Origin of the sequence: Streptomyces sp. NPDC002779 (assembly GCF_042888685.1) — a bacterium.
Taxonomy (GTDB): Bacteria; Actinomycetota; Actinomycetes; order Streptomycetales; family Streptomycetaceae; genus Streptomyces.
This window is the reverse complement of sequence record NZ_JBIAQC010000001.1, coordinates 417,345-437,952: the sequence shown is the minus strand read 5'-3', so window position 1 is coordinate 437,952 and position 20,608 is coordinate 417,345. Positions and strand designations below refer to the sequence as shown.

General features: G+C 70.1%; 21 protein-coding genes. 7 read left to right on the top strand and 14 right to left on the bottom strand.

Going from position 1 to position 20,608, the window contains the following annotated elements:
* Window positions 1-6 precede the first annotated feature (6 nt).
* The 3 genes from ACFYW5_RS01960 to sodN form a co-directional block, all read right to left on the bottom strand.
* Window positions 7-420 (bottom strand): VOC family protein, encoded by a 414-nt coding sequence (locus ACFYW5_RS01960; RefSeq protein ID WP_389414984.1) that lies wholly within the window; start codon window positions 418-420, stop codon window positions 7-9.
* 17 nt (window positions 421-437) lie between these two features.
* Complete coding sequence (locus tag ACFYW5_RS01955) at window positions 438-830, bottom strand: helix-turn-helix transcriptional regulator (protein ID WP_389414983.1); 393 nt, start codon at window positions 828-830, stop codon at window positions 438-440.
* Window positions 831-957: 127 nt separating this feature from the next.
* Window positions 958-1,353: a superoxide dismutase, Ni gene (gene sodN / locus ACFYW5_RS01950; protein ID WP_020123534.1), complete on the bottom strand. Its 396-nt coding sequence runs from the start codon at window positions 1,351-1,353 to the stop codon at window positions 958-960.
* A 145-nt stretch (window positions 1,354-1,498) separates the two neighbouring features.
* On the opposite strand from sodN, the gene sodX reads away from it, so the two are divergent.
* Window positions 1,499-1,933 (top strand): nickel-type superoxide dismutase maturation protease, encoded by a 435-nt coding sequence (sodX, locus tag ACFYW5_RS01945; RefSeq protein WP_389415618.1) that lies wholly within the window; start codon window positions 1,499-1,501, stop codon window positions 1,931-1,933.
* On the opposite strand, the gene ACFYW5_RS01940 is transcribed toward sodX, so the two are convergent.
* On the bottom strand, window positions 1,837-2,466 hold the full coding sequence (locus ACFYW5_RS01940) for a CGNR zinc finger domain-containing protein (RefSeq protein WP_389414982.1): 630 nt from the start codon (window positions 2,464-2,466) through the stop codon (window positions 1,837-1,839). The two genes, sodX and ACFYW5_RS01940, sit on opposite strands and share 97 nt — an antisense overlap.
* A gap of 100 nt (window positions 2,467-2,566) precedes the next feature.
* Here ACFYW5_RS01940 and ACFYW5_RS01935 point away from each other — a divergent pair, with 100 nt between their 5' ends.
* Complete coding sequence (locus tag ACFYW5_RS01935; RefSeq protein WP_389414981.1) at window positions 2,567-3,325, top strand: class I SAM-dependent methyltransferase; 759 nt, start codon at window positions 2,567-2,569, stop codon at window positions 3,323-3,325.
* Between the two features lie 95 nt (window positions 3,326-3,420).
* Here the strand turns inward: ACFYW5_RS01935 and ACFYW5_RS01930 are convergent, their stop codons facing one another.
* Genes ACFYW5_RS01930 through ACFYW5_RS01920 form a run of 3 tightly spaced genes read right to left on the bottom strand, consistent with a single transcriptional unit; the run spans window position 3,421 to window position 6,160 of the window.
* Window positions 3,421-4,224: an amino acid ABC transporter ATP-binding protein gene (locus ACFYW5_RS01930; RefSeq protein ID WP_389414980.1), complete on the bottom strand. Its 804-nt coding sequence runs from the start codon at window positions 4,222-4,224 to the stop codon at window positions 3,421-3,423.
* Window positions 4,221-5,162 (bottom strand): amino acid ABC transporter permease, encoded by a 942-nt coding sequence (locus ACFYW5_RS01925; protein ID WP_389414979.1) that lies wholly within the window; start codon window positions 5,160-5,162, stop codon window positions 4,221-4,223. The genes ACFYW5_RS01930 and ACFYW5_RS01925 overlap by 4 nt, the downstream gene beginning before the upstream one ends.
* A gap of 38 nt (window positions 5,163-5,200) precedes the next feature.
* Complete coding sequence (locus ACFYW5_RS01920) at window positions 5,201-6,160, bottom strand: ABC transporter substrate-binding protein (protein WP_389414978.1); 960 nt, start codon at window positions 6,158-6,160, stop codon at window positions 5,201-5,203.
* 607 nt (window positions 6,161-6,767) lie between these two features.
* On the opposite strand from ACFYW5_RS01920, the gene ACFYW5_RS01915 reads away from it, so the two are divergent.
* The 4 genes from ACFYW5_RS01915 (at window position 6,768) to ACFYW5_RS01900 (ending at window position 10,035) form a co-directional block, all read left to right on the top strand.
* Window positions 6,768-7,991 carry an NADP-dependent malic enzyme gene (locus ACFYW5_RS01915; protein ID WP_389414977.1) on the top strand — a complete coding sequence of 408 codons (1,224 nt, stop codon included), beginning with the start codon at window positions 6,768-6,770 and terminating at the stop codon, window positions 7,989-7,991.
* Between the two features lie 190 nt (window positions 7,992-8,181).
* Window positions 8,182-9,147 (top strand): zinc-binding dehydrogenase, encoded by a 966-nt coding sequence (locus tag ACFYW5_RS01910; protein WP_389414976.1) that lies wholly within the window; start codon window positions 8,182-8,184, stop codon window positions 9,145-9,147.
* A 115-nt stretch (window positions 9,148-9,262) separates the two neighbouring features.
* Window positions 9,263-9,472 carry an HTH domain-containing protein gene (locus tag ACFYW5_RS01905; protein WP_250075886.1) on the top strand — a complete coding sequence of 70 codons (210 nt, stop codon included), beginning with the start codon at window positions 9,263-9,265 and terminating at the stop codon, window positions 9,470-9,472.
* Window positions 9,472-10,035 (top strand): Clp protease N-terminal domain-containing protein, encoded by a 564-nt coding sequence (locus ACFYW5_RS01900; protein ID WP_389414975.1) that lies wholly within the window; start codon window positions 9,472-9,474, stop codon window positions 10,033-10,035. The genes ACFYW5_RS01905 and ACFYW5_RS01900 overlap by 1 nt, the downstream gene beginning before the upstream one ends.
* Before the next feature lie 221 nt (window positions 10,036-10,256).
* Here ACFYW5_RS01900 and ACFYW5_RS01895 read toward each other — a convergent pair whose 3' ends face one another.
* Both ACFYW5_RS01895 and ACFYW5_RS01890 read right to left on the bottom strand, forming a co-directional pair.
* The gene (locus ACFYW5_RS01895) at window positions 10,257-11,300 is read right to left on the bottom strand and encodes a helix-turn-helix transcriptional regulator (protein WP_389414974.1); all 1,044 of its coding nucleotides are present in this window, start codon (window positions 11,298-11,300) and stop codon (window positions 10,257-10,259) included.
* 1 nt (window position 11,301) lies between these two features.
* On the bottom strand, window positions 11,302-12,267 hold the full coding sequence (locus ACFYW5_RS01890) for a DUF4097 domain-containing protein (protein ID WP_389415617.1): 966 nt from the start codon (window positions 12,265-12,267) through the stop codon (window positions 11,302-11,304).
* 149 nt (window positions 12,268-12,416) lie between these two features.
* On the opposite strand from ACFYW5_RS01890, the gene ACFYW5_RS01885 reads away from it, so the two are divergent.
* Window positions 12,417-13,265 carry a hypothetical protein gene (locus ACFYW5_RS01885; RefSeq protein WP_389414973.1) on the top strand — a complete coding sequence of 283 codons (849 nt, stop codon included), beginning with the start codon at window positions 12,417-12,419 and terminating at the stop codon, window positions 13,263-13,265.
* 328 nt (window positions 13,266-13,593) lie between these two features.
* Here the strand turns inward: ACFYW5_RS01885 and ACFYW5_RS01880 are convergent, their stop codons facing one another.
* The 5 genes from ACFYW5_RS01880 to ACFYW5_RS01860 all read right to left on the bottom strand — a co-directional run bounded on the left by ACFYW5_RS01880 (window position 13,594) and on the right by ACFYW5_RS01860 (window position 20,563).
* The gene (locus ACFYW5_RS01880) at window positions 13,594-13,773 is read right to left on the bottom strand and encodes a DUF6104 family protein (RefSeq protein WP_018544467.1); all 180 of its coding nucleotides are present in this window, start codon (window positions 13,771-13,773) and stop codon (window positions 13,594-13,596) included.
* Window positions 13,774-13,840: 67 nt separating this feature from the next.
* A complete protein-coding gene (locus tag ACFYW5_RS01875; RefSeq protein ID WP_389414972.1) occupies window positions 13,841-17,629 on the bottom strand; it encodes a multifunctional oxoglutarate decarboxylase/oxoglutarate dehydrogenase thiamine pyrophosphate-binding subunit/dihydrolipoyllysine-residue succinyltransferase subunit in 3,789 nt (1,262 codons plus the stop codon).
* A 281-nt stretch (window positions 17,630-17,910) separates the two neighbouring features.
* Window positions 17,911-19,017, bottom strand: a complete 1,107-nt coding sequence (locus ACFYW5_RS01870) for a sensor histidine kinase (protein ID WP_389414971.1) — start codon at window positions 19,015-19,017, stop codon at window positions 17,911-17,913.
* A complete protein-coding gene (locus ACFYW5_RS01865; RefSeq protein ID WP_389414970.1) occupies window positions 19,014-19,751 on the bottom strand; it encodes a response regulator transcription factor in 738 nt (245 codons plus the stop codon). Before ACFYW5_RS01865 ends, ACFYW5_RS01870 begins: the two co-directional genes overlap by 4 nt.
* Window positions 19,752-19,885: 134 nt before the next feature.
* Window positions 19,886-20,563, bottom strand: coding sequence for a spermidine synthase (locus tag ACFYW5_RS01860; protein ID WP_389414969.1), 678 nt, complete (start codon window positions 20,561-20,563; stop codon window positions 19,886-19,888).
* Between the last annotated feature and the right edge of the window lie 45 nt (window positions 20,564-20,608).

Sequence of the window (20,608 nt, the reverse complement as noted above, 5' to 3'; positions counted from 1 at the left end):
CGTAGGTCAGCTGTTCGGCTGCATGAACCGCAGCATGTTCCCGGCCGGGTCCCGGAACGCGCAGTCGCGCACCCCGTACGGCTGGTCCATCGGCTCCTGGATGACATCGCCGCCGGCTTCCCGCACCCGGGCGAACAGGGCGTCGCAGTCGTCGGTGGTGAAGTTGACCCCGTGCAGCACGCCCTTGGCGAGCAGGCCGGCCATCGTCTCCCGGTCGGCGGGGGAGATGTCCGGGTCGGCACCGGGCGGCTCCAGCACGATGTCCACGTCGGGCTGCGCCGGCGATCCGACGGTCACCCAGCGCATCCCCTCGAAGCCGACGTCGTTACGGACCTCCATGCCCAGGACGTCCCGGTAGAAGGCGATCGCCTTGTCATGGTCGTCCACGGCCAGGAAACAGTTCTTGAGTCTGATCTCCATGACAGCAGGCTAGGCCGCTACGAGCGTTTCGGCCGGGTGAAGCGGCGGGCCACGCAGGCCGGGATCACGGCGCCGTCCTCGTGCGAGCGGGCCCGGTAGGCGCTCGGGGTCTCGCCGACCAGCTCGGTGAAGCGCGCGCTGAAGGAGCCGAGGGAGGTGCAGCCGACCGCCATGCAGACCTCCGTGACGCTCAGGTCCCCGCGGCGCAGCAGCGCCTTGGCGCGCTCGATCCGGCGGGTCATGAGATAGCCGTACGGCGTCTCGCCGTAGGCGGCGCGGAAGCTGCGCTGGAAGTGGCCCGGGGACATCAGCGCGGTCCGGGCCAGCTCGGTGATGTCGAGGGGCTCGGTGTACTCGCGGTCCATGCGGTCGCGGGCCCGCCGCAGCCGGACCAGATCCTCGGTGTGCACCCCGCCAGCATGGCACGGACGGCCGAAGGGGCCCGGCCGCGAGCTGCGGCCGGGCCCCTCCGGGGATGCCCGTCGACCTGCGATGGTGCACCGACCGCCGGTCCGGGCGATCCCAAAAGGTCCTGGATCAGGCCTTCTTGGTCTCCCAGAAGATCTTGTCGATCTGGGCGATGTAGTCCAGCGCCTTCTGGCCGGTGGCCGGGTCGGTGGACGCCTTCGCGGCCGACAGGGCCTTGAGCGCGTCGTTGACCAGCTGGTGCAGCTCCGGGTACTTCTCGAAGTGCGGGGGCTTGAAGTAGTCGCTCCACAGGACCGACACGTGGTGCTTGGCGAGCTCGGCGCGCTGCTCCTTGATGACGGTCGCACGGGCCTGGAAGTGCGGGTCGTCGTTGGCGGCCATCTTCTCCTGCACGGCCTTGACCGACTCCGCCTCGATGCGGGCCTGGGCCGGGTCGTACACACCGCAGGGCAGGTCACAGTGCGCGCTGACCTTCACCTTGGGGGCAAACAGGCGGGAAAGCATGGAGCATTCCTTCCTCGTGATCGTCTTCTCAGGTGGGACATTACTCCCTGCGGGACGGGTTTTCGCGAGTGCCCCCATGGGCTTAGGACAAAAGTCCAGGGTCAGACTGAGACTGGTGGAGGATAGGACCGGGGAGGTGCCGGTGATGCCGGAACTGTCGCAGGAGACCGAGCGCGGGCGGTCGTTGCTGCCCTTCGGGCCGGCCGAGGTGACCGGGCCGTCGATGGTGCCCACGCTGCACCACGGGGACCGGCTGCTGGTGCAGTACGGGGCCCGGATCCGGCCCGGTGACGTGGTCGTGCTCCGTCATCCCTTCCAGCAGGACCTGCTGGTCGTCAAGCGGGCCGCGGAGCGCCGCGAGGGCGGCTGGTGGGTGCTCGGGGACAACGCCTACGCGGGCGGGGACAGTACCGACTACGGCACGGTCCCGGCGGAGCTGGTGCTGGGCAAGGTGCGGGCCCGGTTCCGGCCGCGCGGGACCGGTCAGCGCTCGCCGTTCGCGCTGGTGCGCTGGGCGCTGTCCGCGGTGCGGCCCGTGCTGTCCGACCGGTCGGCCGCCAGGCGCTTGCGGGCCCGGTAGGCGGCCACGTTCGCGCGGGTGGCGCAGCGGTCGGAGCAGTAGCGCCGGGAGCGGTTGGTCGAGGTGTCTAGGTAGGCGTTGCGGCACGGCGCCGCCTCGCACAGGCCGAGCCGGTCCACGCCGTACTCCGTGAGATGGAAGGCCAGGCCCATCGCCGCGATGGCCGCGTAGCCCGCGGTGGCGTTCGACGGGTGGTCGGCGAGGTGCATGTGCCACAGCGGGCGGCCGTCGTCGTCCCGGAAGTCGTGCCCGGAGATCTGCGGGCTGACCGGGAACTCCAGCAGCAGTGAGTTCAGCAGGTCCACGGCGAGCGTCTCGTCGCCGCCGTCGGCCGCCTCGAACACCGAACGCAGCCGGCCCCGGACCGAGCGGAACCGGGTGACGTCGGCGTCCGTGGCACGGCGGGCCGCCGACTGGTTCCCGCCGAACAGATCGCGGACGGCCTCGACGGACGTCAGCGAGTCCTTGCCCCGGGCCGGGTCCTCGCTGTTGACGAGACGCACAGCGTAGTCCGAGTAATAGGCCAGTTCCACTTGTAGTCCTTACGAAGGCGCTCTATGGTCGGGGTGCGGTCGGGGTAACAGACGATCGTGCTTCCAGGGTATTACGCATACGTCCGAGGAGGGGGCTCCCATGACGACCGGTACCGGAACCGACTGGCACGCCTGGCAGGAGAGCTGGGACCGGCAGCAGGAGTGGTACATGCCCGACCGGGAGGAGCGCTTCCGGATCATGCTGGACATGGTGGAGGCGCTCGTCGGGCCCGAGCCCCGGGTCCTCGACCTGGCCTGCGGCACAGGCTCCATGACGGCACGCCTGTTCGCCCGGCTCCCCGGCGCCACCAGCACCGGCGTGGACCTGGACCCGGCGCTGCTCGCCATTGCGGAGGGCACCTTCGCGGGCGACGAGCGGGTCGCCTTCGTCACCGCCGACCTCAAGGACCCCGACTGGCCGGCGAAGCTGCCGTACGACTCCTACGACGCCGTGCTGACCGCCACGGCCCTGCACTGGTTGCACAGCGAACCCCTCGCGGCCCTCTACGGCCAGGTCGCCGGTCTGGTCCGCGAAGGCGGTGTCTTCATGAACGCGGACCACATGATCGACGACACCACCCCCCGGATCAACGCCGCCGAGCGGGCGCAGCGGCACGCGCGCATGGAACGGGCCAAGGCCGACGGCGCCCTGGACTGGGCCGAGTGGTGGCAGGTCGCGGCCAAGGACCCCGTCCTCGCCGAGCCCACGGCGCGCCGCTTCGAGATCTACGGCGAGCACGCCGACGGCGACACCCCGTCCGCGCAGTGGCACGCGCGCGTGCTGCGCGAGAAGGGCTTCGCCGAGGCCCGGCCGGTGTGGTGCTCACCGTCGGACGCCCTGGTGCTGGCGCTGAAGTAGACCCGCTCTGTCGGCTGCGGCCGTAGCGGCAGTGCACGAAGGGGCGGTACGGGAGTCCCGTACCGCCCCTTCGTTCCGCCGGGGTCCTGCCAGGGTCAGAGGACCTTGGACAGGAACGCCTTCGTCCGCTCGTGCTGCGGGTCCGTCAGGACCTCGCGCGGGTCGCCCGACTCGACGACCACGCCGTCGTCCATGAAGACGAGGTTGTCGCCCACCTCGCGGGCGAAGCCCATCTCGTGGGTGACGACGACCATCGTCATGCCGGACTCGGCGAGGTCGCGCATGACGTCGAGGACGTCACCGACCAGCTCCGGGTCGAGGGCCGAGGTCGGCTCGTCGAACAGCATCAGCTTCGGGTCCATCGCCAGCGCCCGGGCGATCGCCACCCGCTGCTGCTGGCCGCCGGAGAGCTGCGAGGGATAGTTGGCGGCCTTGTCGCCGAGGCCGACCTTCTCCAGCAGCTCCCGCGCCCGCTCCCGGGCCTGGCTCCTGCTGACGCCCTTGACCTGGATGGGCGCCTCCATGACGTTCTCCGCGGCGGTCATGTGCGGGAACAGGTTGAAGCGCTGGAACACCATGCCGATGTCCCGTCGCTGCTGCGCGACCTCGCTGTCCTTGAGCTCGTACAGCTTGTCGCCCTTCTGGCGGTAGCCGACCAGCTGGCCGTCGACGTACAGCCGGCCGGCGTTGATCTTCTCCAGGTGGTTGATGCACCGCAGGAACGTCGACTTGCCGGAGCCGGAGGGGCCGATGAGGCAGAACACCTCGCCGGTCCGCACCTCCAGGTCGATGCCCTTGAGGACCTCGATACTGCCGAAGGACTTGTGGACGCCCTCGGCCTTCACCATGGCCCGGGCGGACGCCGAGTCCTGGGAGGGCTGCTTCGTCACGTCGGTCATACCGTGACTCCCTTCGGGCGGCGAGCGGGCAGGACGGCCGCCTTGATGCGCTGCATGGGCGTCGGGGGCAGGCTTCGGGACGAGCCGCGCGCGTAGTGCCGCTCGATGTAGTACTGGCCGACGCTCAGGATCGAGGTCATGATCAGGTACCAGGCGGCGGCGAGGAAGTACATCTCCACGGTGGAGCCCGCGTTCTGGCCGATGTCCTGGGCCTGCTTGAACAGGTCCGCATACTGCACCGCCGCCACCAGTGACGTGGTCTTCAGCATGTTGATGACCTCGTTGCCCGTGGGCGGCACGATGACGCGCATCGCCTGCGGGATGACGATGCGGCGCAGCGTCTTGGTGTGGCTCATGCCGAGCGCCTGGGACGCCTCGCTCTGGCCCTCGTCGACCGAGAGCAGGCCGGCGCGGCAGATCTCCGCCATGTACGCGGCCTCGTTGAGGCCGAGCCCGAGCAGCGCCGTCAGCAGCGGCGTCATGAAGGACGACCAGTAGTCCTTGTAGATCGGGCCGAGATTGATGTACTCGAAGACCAGGCCGAGGTTGAACCAGACGAACAGCTGGACCAGGACCGGGGTACCCCGGAAGAACCAGATGTAGAGCCAGGCGATCGACGAGGTCACCGGGTTCTTCGACAGGCGCATGACGGCGAGCAGGATGCCGCCGGCGATGCCGATCACCATGGAGAGCACGGTGAGCAGGAGGGTCTTCCAGACGCCGTCCATGATGCGGTCGTCGAAGAAGTACTCGGGGATCGCGTCCCAGTTGATGTTGCCTTGCGCGAAGGCGTAGACGATCACACCGAAGATGGCGAGAGCGAGGGCCGCGGACACGTAGCGCCCCGGGTGCCGGACCGGGATGGCCTTGATGGCCTCCGGCCCGGCTGAGGGCGTCGGGTCGGCGGGACCGTCCGTCTTGTTGACGTCAACAGTCACGGGTGGTGCCTTTCAGAACGAGCGGTGCCGAGACGGGATCAGGAACCGCCATTGATCTTGGCCTCGGTGATCGCGCCGTCCTCGACGCCCCACTTCTTGATGATCTTCTCGTACTCGCCGTTGTCGATGATGGCCTGCACGGCGGCCTGGAGCGCGTCACGCAGCTCGGTGTCCTCCTTGGACACGGCGACGCCGTACGGACCTGCCTCGACCTGGTCGCCGACGATCTCGAAGTTCTTGCCCCCGCCCGCGTTCTTCACCGAGTAGGCGGCGATCGGGAAGTCGGCGGAGACGACGTCGGCGCCCTTGGAGCGCATCCGGGTCTCGGCCTCCGGGTTGGTGGCGAAGTCCTCGACCTTGAGTTCCTTCTTGCCGTCGTCCTTGCACTTCTTCGCCTGCTCCTTGGCGAGGTCGTGCGAGAAGGTGTTGCGCTGCACGGCCATGGTCTTGCCGCACAGGTCGTCCCAGGTCTTGATCCCCTGGGTGTCGCCCTTGTTGGTGTAGAGGGAGACACCGGCGGTGAAGTAGTCGACGAAGTCGACGCCCTCGCCGACCTTCTTGCCCGTGTCCGAGTCGACGCCCTCCTGGCGGTCCTTGGTGTCGGTCATGGCCGACATGGCGATGTCGTACCGGTTGGAGGCGAGACCACCGATGAGGGTGTCGAACGTGGCGTTCTGGAACTCGAACTTCACGCCGAGCTGCTTGCCCATCGCCGCGGCGATGTCGGGGTCGATCCCGACCACCTTGCCGGAATCGTCCTTGAACTCCACCGGCGCATACGCGATGTCGGAGCCGACCTTGATGACACCCTTGCTGGCGATGGATGCCGGAAGCTTGTCGGCCAGGGGCGCCGAGGTCTTCGTTTCGGTCTCGCTGCTGTCGTCCTTCGTCTGGTCACCGCAGCCGGTGAGCATCAGGGCGCCTGCGACCGCGATCGAGCCGACCGCTGCCAGCCGGGAGCGCGTGGCGGTCGTACGACGGGTGGTGCGTGCGGTCATGGTGGGTTCCTCCGGCGGATGGGTGGAGTTGCCGATGGGTCGACGAGAGCACACGTCTTCGAGTGTCGCGACCTCGTGTGATTACGGCATCTTGCCATTCGGACTGAGCCATTCAGGGGGCCAGCTATGTCAAAATCGGATAACGGGTTACCCCCGAACCGCACCAGGTCGGTACATCCCGACCGCATCTTCTGCGGGAATCCCTCCTTCCGGCCGGAAGATCTTCGGTGCATCTCATGATGCGGATGGCCGTGGGGCCTCGCCACCGTTGCGCTTGAGCGCCGGTCGGGCCCTCGTCAAGGGCGTTGGGCTACTTGTCGGTATGCCGCCGCATGATTCATGTCACCGGAATGCGGTGATCGATGATCGTTCTTCGTTCCGCCATGTGAGCTTGCACGTATTGGACTCGTCCTCGACGCCGTCCGTCCGGTAAGAAGGTGCTTTACACCCCTCATCCGGGGCTCCAGGGCGCGTGTGCGGCGCGCCCGTCGCGTATGTGCCCTCAAGTGACCGTACGTATCGGTAACTGGGCTGTGCGCGGTGCCCGCCCACCCCTCACCTGGGAGTGGCCACCCTCAAACCATGAATATTTAAGGGGTCAGACAAAGTGGCAGCGGAGATCGTCAATCCTCGCAGCGACAGCGATACGGGTCAGGACGGAGGGGCGGAGCCCCTCGATTCCTTCGACCCCGCGTTCGCGCTGCACCGCGGCGGCAAGATGGCTGTGCAAGCCACCGTGCCGGTCCGCGACAAGGACGACCTGTCCCTCGCGTACACACCCGGCGTGGCGAAAGTGTGCAGCGCCATCGCCGAGCAGCCGGATCTCGTCCACGACTACACGTGGAAGTCGTCGGTCGTCGCCGTCGTGACGGACGGTACGGCCGTGCTCGGGCTCGGCGACATCGGTCCTGAGGCCTCCCTTCCGGTGATGGAAGGCAAGGCGATTCTGTTCAAGCAGTTCGGCGGCGTGGACGCGGTGCCGATCGCGCTGGACTGCACCGGCGTCGACGAGATCGTCGAGACCGTGGTGCGCCTCGCACCCTCCTTCGGGGGCGTCAACCTCGAGGACATCTCGGCGCCGCGGTGCTTCGAGATCGAGCGCAAGCTCCAGGAGCGCCTCGACATCCCGATCTTCCACGACGACCAGCACGGTACGGCGGTCGTGACGCTGGCGGCGCTGCGGAACGCGGCGCGGCTGAGCCGGCGGGAGATCGGGCAACTGCGGGCGGTCATCTCGGGCGCCGGCGCGGCCGGGGTCGCCATCGCCAAGATGCTGGTCGAGGCCGGCATCGGTGATGTCGCGCTCGCCGACCGCAAGGGCATCATCTCGGCGGATCGTGCGGATCTGACCGACGTGAAGCGCGAGGTCGCCTCCTTCACCAACAAGGCGGGGCTGACCGGCTCCCTGGAGAACGCCCTCGCCGGTGCCGACGTCTTCATCGGCGTCTCCGGCGGTACGGTCGCGGAGGCCGCGGTCGCCTCGATGGCGCCGGGTGCCTTCGTGTTCGCGATGGCCAACCCGAACCCCGAGGTGCACCCCGACGTCGCGCACAAGTACGCGGCGGTCGTGGCGACGGGCCGTTCGGACTTCCCGAACCAGATCAACAACGTCCTGGCGTTCCCCGGCATCTTCGCGGGCGCCCTTCAGGTCCGGGCCTCCCGGATCACCGAGGGCATGAAGATCGCGGCCGCGGAGGCGCTGGCCTCGGTGGTCGGGGACGACCTGGCCGCGGACTACGTGATCCCGTCGCCGTTCGACGAGCGGGTCGCCCCGGCGGTCACGGCGGCGGTCGCCGCCGCGGCCCGCGCGGAGGGCGTGGCTCGGCGGTGAGCTGAGTCGTAGGCGAGATGACCCCGGCCGGGCTGTTGTCCGGCCGGGGTCATTTTTTACCTTGGCGGTGGGCCGGGCGGGTGGTTCCGGCCCGCGCACCCGGATGCGCGGTGGCTACTGCTGGCAAGAGGGCATGTGTCACAGCCGCCCCCGGTTCCCGAGCCGGGCGTGCGGGCCTATCGTCAAGGTCATGTTCGCCGTCTATGCCGCCCGAATCGACCGCGACCAGCCGCTCACCGGCCTTGAGTTGGGGGAGCGTCCCGCCCCCGAGGCCCGTCCCGGCTGGAGCGTCGTCCATGTCAAGGCCGCCTCCCTCAACCACCATGACCTGTGGTCCCTGCGTGGCGTGGGCCTCGCAGAGGACAAGCTGCCGATGATCCTCGGCTGCGACGCCGCCGGCGTCGACGAGGACGGCAACGAGGTCGTCCTGCACTCCGTCATCGGCCAGAGCGGCCATGGCGTGGGCCCCAAGGAGCCGCGCTCCATCCTCACCGAGCGCTACCAGGGCACCTTCGCGGACCAGGTCGCCGTGCCGACCTGGAACATCCTCCCCAAGCCGAAGGAGCTCTCCTTCGCGGAGGCCGCCTGTCTGCCCACGGCCTGGCTGACGGCGTACCGGATGCTCTTCACCAACGCGGGGGTACGCCCCGGCGACTCCGTCCTCGTCCAGGGCGCGGGCGGCGGTGTCGCCACGGCGGCGATCGTCCTCGGCAAAGCCGCGGGGCTGCGGGTCTTCGCCACCAGCCGGGACGAGGCCAAGCGCAAGCGGGCGCTGGAGCTCGGCGCGGTGGAGGCCGTGGAGTCGGGGGCGCGGCTGCCGGAGCGGGTCGACGCCGTCATCGAGACCGTGGGCGCCGCGACCTGGTCGCACTCGGTCAAGTCGCTGAAGCCCGGTGGCACGCTGGTCATCTCCGGTGCCACCAGCGGTGACCGGCCCTCGCACGCCGAGCTGACCCGGATCTTCTTCCTGGAGCTGAAGGTCGTCGGCTCCACGATGGGTACCAAGGACGAGCTGGAGGACCTCCTCTCCTTCTGCGCCGCCACCGGTGTGCGGCCCGTCATCGACGAGGTGCTGCCGATGGACCGGGCCCGGGAGGGCTTCGAACGGCTGGCGTCGGGGGAGCAGTTCGGCAAGATCGTGCTCACCAACTCTTGAGCCTCTCCCAGCATGTCGGTCAGGCGGGTCCGGGCGGTTGCCGGGCCCGCCTTTCCCGTGCGCGAGATGTCAACCGAGGTTGACAACGTGGGGGATGTCAACCTAGATTGACGGCATGAGTGAGGCAACGGATCTCGCCGAGCGCGCGGGCGACCGCGACCCGAGGGTCGGACTGCGTGCCGTCGCCGCGCTGCGCCGGCTGCTGGAGCAGCTGGAGGCGGTGCAGGTGCGCAATGCGCGCAATCAGGGGTGGTCGTGGCAGGAGATCGCCGCGGAGCTCGGTGTCAGCAGGCAGGCCGTGCACAAGAAGTACGGGAGGCATTGATGTTCGAGCGGTTCACCAAGGATGCCCGGGCAGTTGTGACGGGCGCGGTCGAGCACGCGGAGGGGGCGGGGGCCGGGAGGGTGGATGCCGAGCATCTGCTGCTCGCCCTGCTGGACCGGCAGGGCAGCCGCGCCTCCTTCGCGCTGGCCGCGCTGGGGCTCGCGGAGCGCAGGGAGTCGGTACGGGAGGCGCTCGGCGAGGCCCGACGGCGGGCCGGGCTGTCCCAGGCGGAGACCGACGCCCTCGCGGGACTCGGCATCGACGTCGCGGAGATCGTCGCCCGGGTCGAGGAGGTGCACGGCGCCGGCGCGATGTCCGGCAACCGCAAGGGCAAGGGCTGGTGGTCCGGACGCATTCCCTTCGGCAGGGAGGCCAAGGACACGCTGGTGTGCTCCCTGCGCATCGCGATGGCCCACCGCGACCGGCACATCGGCGACGAGCACCTCCTCCTCGCCCTGACGGCCCGCCCCGGCGTCTCCGCCGAGGTCCTGGCCGACCACGGCGTGACCAACGCGTCCCTCACCCGGGTCCTCTACGGGGCGGGTGAGGCCCAGGCCGGGTGATCCCGGTGCCTGCTCGGCCGGTCCACGAGGTGCTGCGGCGCCTCAGGGCTGCGGCGTCCGCAGGACCACCCCTATGTGCGCCGCCGCCGTCGACAGATGGCGACGGGCGTCGCGGGCGTCGCGGGCGATGCGTCTTTGACCCGGGTCCTCTACGGGGCGGCGAGGCCAAGGCCGGGTGATCCCGGTGCCTGCTCGGTCGGTCCACGAGGTGCTGCGGCGCCTCAGGGCTGCGGCGTCCGGAGGACCACCCCTATGTGCGCCGCCGCCGTCGACAGATGGCGACGGGCGTCGCGGAGCTGGTCCGCGGTGACGCCGTGGTCCCGGGCCGCGTCCCGGATGTCGTCGCGGAAGCGGTCCAGGAGGCGGTCCAGATCGCGGGCCGGGTCCCCGGTCGGGGCCTCATGGGCCCAGGCCGGTTCGTACGCGGCGGGGAAGTCCTCGGGGGTGTCGGTGTACTCGGGGGCGGGCCCGGACTCCGTACCGGCGCGGCCGAAGCCGAAGCCCCGGCCGAACTCCTTGCCGTAGTCCTTCCCGAACTCGCCGAACTCCTTGGCCAGTTCGGTCAGGCCCTCGCGCACCCCGGCCGGCCAGTCGCCCCGCGCGAAGTGGTCCTGCACATGGTCCTGGACGCGCTTGGCGATGCGCTGCACCTCCTCCTGGGCCTGGACCCGGGCCCGGTCCTGGGCCTCCTTGGCCTGGCGCCGGGCGCGCTGGGCCTCGTCGCGGGCACGCCGGCTCTCGTCCTTGGCGCGCCGGGCCTGTTCCTTCCACTCCTGCTTGGCGCGGCGCATCTCCTCCTTGGCGGCGCGCCAGGCCTCCTTGTCGGTGAAGTCCGCGAAGTCACCGAAGGCGGCGTCCGCCTGGGCGCCGTTGCCCTGGCGGGCCTCGGACGCCGCCGCCCGCATCTCGCGCCGCAGATCACCGGCGGCGCCGCGCACATCGGCCCGGATCTCGGCGGCGAGCTCCGCGACCGACTCCCGGATCTCCAGCTCCAGATCGGCCAGTTCGCCACTGCGGTCGGCCAGCTCGGCCCGCCCCGCGTCCGTGATGGCGTACACCTTGCGGCCGCCCTCGGTGGTGTGGGTGACCAGGCCCTCGCTCTCCAGCTTCGCCAGCCGGGGGTAGACGGTGCCCGCCGAGGGTGCGTACAGGCCCTGGAAGCGCTCCTCCAGGAGGCGGATCACCTCGTAGCCGTGGCGCGGGGCCTCGTCCAGCAGCTTCAGCAGGTACAGGCGCAGGCGGCCGTGGGCGAAGACGGGAGGCATGTCAGAGCACCTTCTTGTCGGTCGTGCCGTCGGCCGGGTCGCCCGGTTCGGCGTCGGTGGGGGCGGTGGTCTCCCGGCCGGAACCGGAATTCTCCCCCGAGGCGGCCGGGGCGCTGTCCGCCGGGGCCTCCTCCCATGCCTCCGCCTCCCAGGGCTCCTCCTCGCGGGGTGGCCTGCGCAGCAGGGCGATGGAACCGGAGACCGTGGTCGCCCGCAGCTTGCCGTTGCCCGCGCCCAGCCGGCCGGTGATCTTGTGGGCGCCCCACTGGCCGTGCACCCGGAGCCCGTCGAAGGCGTTGGAGATGGTGCCGCTCGCGGTGTTGGCCTCGACGTCGGCATCGGCCGGCTGCGGAAGCCGGATGGCGATCTCGCCGGAGACGCTGGTCAGCCGTACGTCCGTTGGGCCCTCCGGGTCGAGGTCGACGATCATCGAGCCGCTGACCGAGTCCGCCCGCACGGAGGGGCCCGAGCCCTCCACGACCGTCAGATCCCCCGAGACGGAGTTGAAGCGCAGATCTCCGGTGACGGCCTGGGCCTCCAGATTCCCGGAGACCGTGTCGGCGCGCACCGGGCCGGAGAGCCCGACCAGGGTCGTGTCGCCGGTGACGCCCTTCACCACCGCGGGGCCGCGCACCCCGGAGATGACCGCGCCCGCGCCGACCACGCCCACCTCGATCCGGGTGTCGGCGGGCACCGCCAGCGAGACCACGGCGCTGCGCCGCCAGCCCTTGCGGTCGAGCCACTTCAGGAAGCCCTTCCAGGGCAGGTCCTCGTAGGCGACCGTGAGGGTGCCGTCCTCCTGGGTGACCAGCAGGGGAGGGCCCTCGATCTCGGAGATCTCCAGGCGGGCGGAACCTTCGTCCGTGCCCACCACGTTCACCGTGCCGTTGACGATCCGTACGTGGAGATCTCGCACGGGCTCGTCGAAGGTGAGCTTGGTCGGCTCCGCGACGGACCACTCGGACATGGTGACGACCTCCCCGAAGGCGACGCGCCATATCGCGTCTCTTGTCATTCACGATATATCGCGCTCACGGAAAGTCAAGACACTCTTTTTGGGGACGATCGTGGCCCGGAAATACGCCCAACCATCAGAAATCGCCCTAGCGTGTGACCATGTCGCCGGATTCTCCCCGCACCGGTCCCGTTTCCGGGGCGCCCGCTCCCGGAGCCCTGCTGCTCTGCCGGGCGGACCCCGATGCCGTCGCCCTTCCCGCCCGGCTGCTGGGCACCCGCATGCTGGTCCGCCCCGCGGGCGGGGAGTGGAGCGTGCTGGTGCCCGAGGGCAGGCCCTGGGCGGACGGCGACGAGTCCGTCGACCGCGTGCTGACCGGCTGGGCCACCGCCCTCGCCGTCGCCGCCCCCTGGCCCGTGCTCGCGCTGTGGTGGGACGAGGACCGCGCCGGCTACACCCTCGCGTCCGGCTTCCGCCGCCCCGTCGGATATATCTGGCTCACCAACGGCACCCCGGTCGGCGAGGACGAGGCCATGCGCACCTTCGCCGCCCGCCTCGGCCTCGATCCCGTCCTCGACATGGAGTCCCTGGACCGGCTCACCCGGCCGGACCCCGACGCCGACGCGCGTGCCCGGCTGCTCGGCCTGCTCGCGGTCCTCACGCGGGCGGGCGTCTCCCTCCCCGCCGGTCTCACCCCCGGCAAACCGGCCGACCGCCTCCACGCGACGGCCCGCGCCCAGCCGTACGCCCGCCCCGGCCGGCGGCCCGGCCCGCACCGCACCCTCCGCGCGGAACTCGACGCGATCGACGTCGGCCGCCTGGCCCCCTGGCTCCCCTGGTCCGGCACCCCCAAGGCCCGCGCACTCGCCGCCGCCCAGCTCGCCGCCGGCCTCCCGCTCACCGCCCTCGGACTGCGGCGGCGCAGCGGCGGCTGGACCGCGGCGGGGGCGCTGCTGCTGGCGCACGGCGCGCTGGGACTGGCGTACGACGTGACCCGGCCGCGCGACTGACGACGTGTCCCTGGCGCGTGACTGGCGACGCGGCGGCCCGCCCCCACTGACGACGGGGCGCCCTCTGGGCACCCCGCTCCTCACCGCTGTAGCGCTGACGGCGGCTGAACCGTGGCGGGGGCGCTGCTGGCGCACGGCGCGTTGGGACTGGCGTACGACGTGACCCGGCCGCGACCGACGGCGTGACCCGGCCGTGCGACTGACGGCGGGACCCGGGGCGTGACTGACGGCGTGACCCCGCCGTGCGACTGGCGACGCGGCGGCCCGCCCCCACTGACGACGGGGCGCCCTCTGGGCACCCCTCTTCTCACCGACGTGGCGTGGACGGCTACTCGTCGTCCTCGTCGTCCAGTCGGGCCAGCCAGGTGGCGAGCCGCTCCACCGGCACCTCGAAGTCCGGGTTCAGGTCGACGAACGTGCGCAGCTGCTCGGCGAGCCACTCGAAGGAGACCTCCTCCTCGCCCCGCCGCTTCTCCAGTTCTTCGATGCCTCGGTCGGTGAAGTACATGCCCACCAGGATAAACGGCAGGGCCGCACCCCAAATGGGGTGCGGCCCTGCCGGGTACGCAGCGGGCTTACGCCTCGAACACCTCGCGCACCAGCTGCTCCTGCTCGGCCTGGTGACGCTTGGCCGAACCCACCGCCGGCGACGAGCCGTGCGGGCGGGAGATGCGGCGCAGCCGCTCGCCGTGCGGGACCTCCGCGCCGACCGCCAGGTCCAGATGGTCGATGAGGTTCAGGGCGATGAACGGCCACGCGCCCTGGTTCGCCGGCTCCTCCTGGGCCCACAGGTACTTCTCGGCGTTCGGGTACTTGGCGATCTCGGCCTGGAGCTCAGTACCCGGCAGCGGGTACAGGCGCTCGATGCGGATGATCGCCGTGTCCGTGACGCCGCGCTTCTGCCGCTCGGCCTCCAGGTCGTAGTAGACCTTGCCGGCGCAGAAGACGACCTTCTTCACCGCGGCCGGGTCGACCGAGGCGTCCCCGATCACCGGGCGGAACTGGCCCGTGGTGAACTCCTCCGCCTTCGACGCCGCGGCCTTCAGACGCAGCATCGACTTCGGGGTGAAGACGATCAGCGGCTTGTGGTGCGGGTTGTGCACCTGCCAGCGCAGGAGGTGGAAGTAGTTCGACGGGGACGTCGGCATCGCGACCGTCATGTTGTCCTGGGCGCACATCTGCAGGAAGCGCTCCGGACGGGCCGAGGAGTGGTCCGGGCCCTGGCCCTCGTAGCCGTGCGGCAGCAGCAGGGTGACGCCGGAGGTCTGGCCCCACTTCTGCTCGGCCGACGAGATGAACTCGTCCACGACCGTCTGCGCGCCGTTGACGAAGTCGCCGAACTGCGCCTCCCACATCACCAGCGACTCGGGACGGGCCAGCGAGTAGCCGTACTCGAAGCCCATCGCCGCGTACTCGGAGAGCAGGGAGTTGTAGACGTTCAGGCGCGCCTGGTCCTCGGAGAGGTACATCAGCGGCGTGAACTCGTCACCCGTCTCACGGTCGATGATCACCGCGTGCCGCTGGCCGAAGGTGCCGCGCTGGGAGTCCTGGCCGGCGAGGCGGACCGGGACGCCCTCCAGGAGCAGCGAGCCGATCGCGAGCGTCTCGCCCATGCCCCAGTCGATCGTGCCGTCCTCGACCATCGACGCCCGGCGCTGCAGCTGCGGCAGCAGCCGTGGGTGGACGGTGATGTTGTCGGGGACGTTGACCTGGGACTCGGCGATCCGCTTGACGACCTCGGCGGTGACCGCGGTGTTCACCGCGACCGGGAACTCGGCCTGCGGGTCCGACGGCTCGGCCGCGGACGGCTGCGAGGTGGCCTCACGGACCTCCGTGAAGACCTTCTCCAGCTGGCCCTGGTAGTCCTGGAGCGCCTGCTCGGCCTCTTCCAGGGTGATGTCGCCGCGACCGATCAGGGACTCGGTGTACAGCTTGCGCACCGAGCGCTTCTTGTCGATCAGGTCGTACATCAGCGGCTGGGTGAAGGCCGGGTTGTCCGACTCGTTGTGACCGCGGCGGCGGTAGCAGATGAGGTCGATCACCACGTCCTTGTTGAACGCCTGGCGGAACTCGAAGGCCAGCCGGGCCACGCGGACGACGGCCTCGGGGTCGTCGCCGTTGACGTGGAAGATCGGCGCCTCGATCATGCGGGCCACGTCGGTGGCGTACATCGAGGAGCGCGACGACTCGGGAGCCGCCGTGAAGCCGACCTGGTTGTTGATGACGATGTGGACCGTGCCGCCGGTGCGGTAGCCGCGCAGCTGCGACATGTTCAGAGTCTCGGCCACCACGCCCTGGCCCGCGAAGGCCGCGTCGCCGTGCAGGGCCACCGGCAGGACGGTGAAGTCCGTGCCGCCCTTGTTGATGATGTCCTGCTTGGCGCGGGCGACGCCCTCCAGGACCGGGTCGACGGCTTCGAGGTGCGAGGGGTTCGCGACCAGCGACACCTTGATCTGCTCGCCGTCCAGGCCGGTGAAGGTGCCCTCGGCGCCCAGGTGGTACTTCACGTCGCCGGAGCCGTGCATCGACTTCGGGTCGAGGTTGCCCTCGAACTCGCGGAAGATCTGGGCGTACGACTTGCCGACGATGTTCGCCAGCACGTTCAGGCGGCCGCGGTGGGCCATGCCGATGACGACCTCGTCCAGCCGCGACTCCGCCGCGCTGTCGATGACCGCGTCCAGCAGCGGGATGACCGACTCGCCGCCCTCCAGGGAGAAGCGCTTCTGGCCGACGTACTTCGTCTGCAGGAAGGTCTCGAAGGCCTCCGCGGCGTTCAGCCGGCGCAGGATGCGCAGCTGCTCCTCGCGCTCCGGCTTGGTGTGCGCCCGCTCGATGCGGTCCTGGATCCACTTGCGCTGCTTGGGGTCCTGGATGTGCATGAACTCGACGCCGGTGGTGCGGCAGTACGAGTCGCGCAGCACGCCGAGGATGTCGCGCAGCTTCATCAGGGACTTGCCCGCGAAACCGCCGACCGCGAACTCGCGCTCCAGGTCCCACAGGGTCAGGCCGTGCTCGGTGATGTCCAGGTCGGGGTGCTTGCGCTGGCGGTACTCCAGCGGGTCGGTGTCGGCCATGACGTGGCCGCGGACCCGGTAGGAGTGGATCAGCTCGAAGACCCGGGCGGCCTTGGTGACGTCGTCGTCGTGGCTGGCGTCGATGTCCTTGAGCCAGCGGACCGGCTCGTACGGGATCCGCAGCGCCTCGAAGATGTCGTCGTAGAAGCCGTTCTCGCCGAGGAGCAGGTTGGCGACCTGGCGCAGGAACTCGCCGGAGGCGGCGCCCTGGATGACCCGGTGGTCGTAGGTCGACGTGAGCGTCATGACCTTCGAGATGCCGAGCTTGTTCAGCGTGTCCTGGGAGGTGCCCTGGAACTCCGCCGGGTAGTCCATGGAGCCGACGCCCATGATGACCGACTGGCCGGGCATCAGACGCGGGACCGAGTGGACGGTGCCGAGGCCGCCGGGGTTGGTCAGGGAGACCGTGACGCCGGAGAAGTCGTCCATCGTCAGCTTGCCGTCGCGGGCGCGGCGGACGATGTCCTCGTAGGCCTGCCAGAACTCGAAGAAGTTCAGCGTCTCGGCCTTCTTGATCGCCGCGACGACCAGCTGGCGGTCGCCGTTGGGCTTGACCAGGTCGATGGCGAGGCCGAGGTTGACGTGCGCCGGCTTGATCAGCGTCGGCTTGCCGTCCTTCTCGCCGAACGCGTAGTTCATCGCCGGCATGGCCTTGATGGCCTGCACCATCGCGTAGCCGATCAGGTGCGTGAAGGAGATCTTCCCGCCCCGGGCCCGCTTGAGGTGGTTGTTGATGACGATGCGGTTGTCGAAGAGCAGCTTCACCGGGACCGCGCGCACGGACGTGGCCGTGGGCAGCTCCAGCGAGGCGTTCATGTTCTTCACGACCGCGGCGGCCGGTCCGCGCAGCGGCACCAGCTCGGGGCCCTCCGGGGCCGCGGCGGCCGGAGCGGCCTTCGCGGCGGCCGGCTTGGCGGCGGCGGGCTTGGCGGCAGCCGGAGCCGGAGCTGGGGCCTGGGCGGGCGCGGCGGGCGCCGGCGCGGCAGGCGCGGCGGCGGCCGGCTGCGGGGCCGCTGGAGCCGGAGCCGCGGGAGCGGCCGGAGCGGATGCGGCGGGCGCGGCGGTCTCCGCGACCGCGTTGCCCGCCGGAGCCGGGGCGGCAGGCGACCCCGGCTTGTAGTCGGCGAAGAAGTCCCACCAGGCGCGGTCTACCGAATTCGGGTCCTGGAGGTACTGCTGATAGATCTCGTCGACGAGCCACTCATTGGGACCGAACGCGGCAGCGGGGTTCTTGCCCGCTTGGTCGGTGTCGGTCGAGATGCTCGAGTTACTGGGGGACTGTGGCGACACGGCGGCAACCGCCCTCTTCCGCTTCACAAGGTGATGGACAGCGGGAATAAAGGCTACGCCTCCCTGGCGGGGAAGGTCAGTCCGGGCCCGTTCATCGTCGCGTAAGTCACATCGGAGAGCGTGTTTCGCGCTGGGAAATGGCGGGAAACAAGCGTGGTTCCGCTTGCTCGGGGATGCGTCGATACCGGCCTGACGCGCCGACGGCGCGGGCCTCTGCCTGATCACACGTGTCCGGCTGCCCGAACGCCCGTGGATCTTGTGGCTCCGGTTCGAACCCTACGTCAACTCGACGCGGATGGCAGTCCCGGAAGAGTGACAAGAATCCGGCAACCCCGCTCGGATTCGGCCACTCCGATCCGGCCGCCGTGCAGATCCACCGCCCAGCGGGCGATGGCCAGGCCCAGACCCGTACCGCCGTCGCTGCCCGGACCGTGCGGCGCGGACACCGCGCCGCGGTTGAACCGCTCGAACACCCGGTGCCACTCCGACTTCGGGATGCCGGGGCCCTCGTCCAGCACCTCCAGCTCCAGCGACTCGGGCCATTGCCCGCGCCGGGCCTTCACCGTCACACGCCCGTGCGCGGGGCTGTGCTTGACCGCGTTGTCGATGAGATTCGCCACCACCTGGTGGATGCGCTCGGGGTCCGCGTGCGCGGTCAGCTCCGGCGGCGAGACGTCGAGGTGCAGATGGACGTCCGTACGGGTGTGGCCGCCCGAGCCCGAGGCGATCCCCGCGCGCGTGGAGGCGACCATGTTGGCCTCCTTCAGCACCCCGGACAGATAGGGCCACACCTCGAACCGGCGCTTCTTCAGCGGTACGACGCCGTTGTCGAGGCGGGACAGGTCCATCAGCGTCTCGACCAGGCGGCCCAGGCGCTCCGTCTGCTTCAGCGCGGTGCGCATGGTCTCGGGGTCGGCCTCGGTGACCCCGTCGACGATGTTCTCCAGCACCGCGCGCAGGCCCGCGATGGGGGTGCGCAGCTCGTGCGAGACGTTCGCCACCAGCTCCTTGCGCTGCTGGTCCTGGGCCTCCAGCTCGTCGGCCATGACATTGATCGTCTCGGCCAGGTCACCCAGCTCGTCCCGGCGGTTCTCGCGCACCCGGCGGGAGTAGTCGCCGTGCGAGATCGAACGGGCCACCGTGTTCATCTCGTCCAGCGGCGCGGTGAGCGAGTGCGCCACGAACTGGGTGATGAGCAGGGTGGCGATCATCGAGAAGACGGTGATGAAGCGCAGCTCCGTCTTGGTCTGCACCGCGATCATCGACAGACCGGTGGTGATCAGCACCGAGATGACGACCAGCGCGCCCAGCTTGGTCTTGATCGAGAACGGACGTACGCCGCCCCAGGGCTCCCTGGGGCCTCTCCGCGCGGCCGACCCGTCGCTCATGGCGTCGGGGTCTCCAGGGCGTAGCCCACGCCGTGCACGGTACGGATGCGCTCGGCGCCGATCTTCCGGCGCAGCGCCTTGATGTGGCTGTCGACGGTCCGGGTGCCGGAGGCGTCCGCCCAGTCCCACACCTCCGCGAGCAGCTGCTCACGGGAGAGCACCGCGCGCGGGGTGTTCGCCAGGCACACCAGGAGGTCGAACTCGGTGGGCGTCAGGTGGACGTCCTCGCTGCGCACCCGCACCCGGCGCTGCGCGTGGTCGATCTCCAGCTCGCCGAGGCGCAGGATGCCGCTGCGCGGGGTGGAGGCGGCGATCGCGGCCCGCTCCACGCGGCGCAGCAGCACATGGACGCGGGCGGCCAGCTCGCGCATCGAGAACGGCTTGGTCATGTAGTCGTCGGCGCCGACGCCGAGTCCGACCAGCATGTCGGTCTCGTCGTCGCGCGCGGTGAGCATCAGCACCGGGACCGGGCGCTGCGCCTGGACGCGACGGCAGACCTCCAGGCCGTCGAAGCCCGGCAGCATGATGTCGAGGATCAGCAGGTCGGGCTGCCAGGCCTCCGCCGTGTCGACGGCCGAGGGCCCGTCGCCCGCGGTCTGCACGAGGAATCCCTCGGCGCGCAGGCGGGCCGCGATGGCGTCCACGATGGTCGGATCGTCCTCTACCACCAGCACCCGGCGCTGTGCGCCGGGTGTCGCCGTCGTGCCGTTGTGGGAGGTGTGTGTCTGCTCCATCGCCCGCCCCTGAAGTTGCTTTCCGGAATCCGTGGGGTGATCCGTTTGTCTGGCACATGCCTGCGCATGCTTGCGATTGACGCTTGAATGATCCGCGCCAGGGCAGCAGCGTACGGGGAGTCGCCGCAGCTCGGCTATCCAGGTCCGACGGCGAGGTGCACGACGTCGGGAACGCCCCGGGCAACGGGGATCTCTTCGGTACGCACCTGATTGAACCCGGCATTCCGCAAGGTTTCTTCGAATTCCGGAGAGGGCTGCGCGGACCACACGGCCAGCACCCCGCCGGGGCTCAAAACCCTTGCACAGCTTGCCAGTCCGGCCACCGAGTACAGGCCCTGGTTGCCCTCCGTGACCGTCCAGCCGGGGCCGTTGTCGATGTCGAGACACAGCGCGTCGAACGTGTCGGATGTCTCATTGACGTAGGGGAGGAGATCCGTTTCGAGGATCTCGGTCCGCGGGTCCGCGCAGGCCTGTGCGGTGAGGTCGCGGAGAGGCCCGGTGTGGTGCCAGTCGATGACGGCGGGCTCGCGTTCGACGACCGTGATCCGCCCCCAGCGGGGATCGGCGGCGGCGTGTGCGAGCGAGAACCCCACGCCGAGACCTCCGATCAGCACCCTCGGCCGAGGTCTGCCGTCGAGGGCGTCCCGGGCCGCGTCCACGAGCAGCCGCTCGGAGCGGCCGTCGGAAGTGTCCATGAGGAAACAGCCGTTGGCGATGATCTGCAGCAGGTCACCGTGCCGCCGCAACACGACCTCGCCATGCGGGCCTTCGCGACGGTCCAGGATTTCGGGGATGTCGTACGAAGCGGACATCTCCTCATCTTGGCAGCTCCGGCCTCGTCGGCGGTGATCGCTCAC

Coding starts and splice junctions, on each gene's coding strand:
- ACFYW5_RS01885 (WP_389414973.1), top strand. CDS start 12,417: ATGTCGCCGGATTCTCCCCGCACCGGTCCCGTTTCCGGGGCGCCCGCT.
- ACFYW5_RS01870 (WP_389414971.1), bottom strand. CDS start 19,017: ATGAGCGACGGGTCGGCCGCGCGGAGAGGCCCCAGGGAGCCCTGGGGC.
- ACFYW5_RS01895 (WP_389414974.1), bottom strand. CDS start 11,300: ATGCCTCCCGTCTTCGCCCACGGCCGCCTGCGCCTGTACCTGCTGAAG.
- ACFYW5_RS01930 (WP_389414980.1), bottom strand. CDS start 4,224: ATGACCGACGTGACGAAGCAGCCCTCCCAGGACTCGGCGTCCGCCCGG.
- ACFYW5_RS01890 (WP_389415617.1), bottom strand. CDS start 12,267: ATGTCCGAGTGGTCCGTCGCGGAGCCGACCAAGCTCACCTTCGACGAG.
- ACFYW5_RS01860 (WP_389414969.1), bottom strand. CDS start 20,563: ATGTCCGCTTCGTACGACATCCCCGAAATCCTGGACCGTCGCGAAGGC.
- ACFYW5_RS01905 (WP_250075886.1), top strand. CDS start 9,263: ATGAGTGAGGCAACGGATCTCGCCGAGCGCGCGGGCGACCGCGACCCG.
- ACFYW5_RS01880 (WP_018544467.1), bottom strand. CDS start 13,773: ATGTACTTCACCGACCGAGGCATCGAAGAACTGGAGAAGCGGCGGGGC.
- ACFYW5_RS01865 (WP_389414970.1), bottom strand. CDS start 19,751: ATGGAGCAGACACACACCTCCCACAACGGCACGACGGCGACACCCGGC.
- ACFYW5_RS01900 (WP_389414975.1), top strand. CDS start 9,472: ATGTTCGAGCGGTTCACCAAGGATGCCCGGGCAGTTGTGACGGGCGCG.
- ACFYW5_RS01910 (WP_389414976.1), top strand. CDS start 8,182: ATGTTCGCCGTCTATGCCGCCCGAATCGACCGCGACCAGCCGCTCACC.
- sodN (WP_020123534.1), bottom strand. CDS start 1,353: ATGCTTTCCCGCCTGTTTGCCCCCAAGGTGAAGGTCAGCGCGCACTGT.
- ACFYW5_RS01920 (WP_389414978.1), bottom strand. CDS start 6,160: ATGACCGCACGCACCACCCGTCGTACGACCGCCACGCGCTCCCGGCTG.
- ACFYW5_RS01960 (WP_389414984.1), bottom strand. CDS start 420: ATGGAGATCAGACTCAAGAACTGTTTCCTGGCCGTGGACGACCATGAC.
- sodX (WP_389415618.1), top strand. CDS start 1,499: ATGCCGGAACTGTCGCAGGAGACCGAGCGCGGGCGGTCGTTGCTGCCC.
- ACFYW5_RS01935 (WP_389414981.1), top strand. CDS start 2,567: ATGACGACCGGTACCGGAACCGACTGGCACGCCTGGCAGGAGAGCTGG.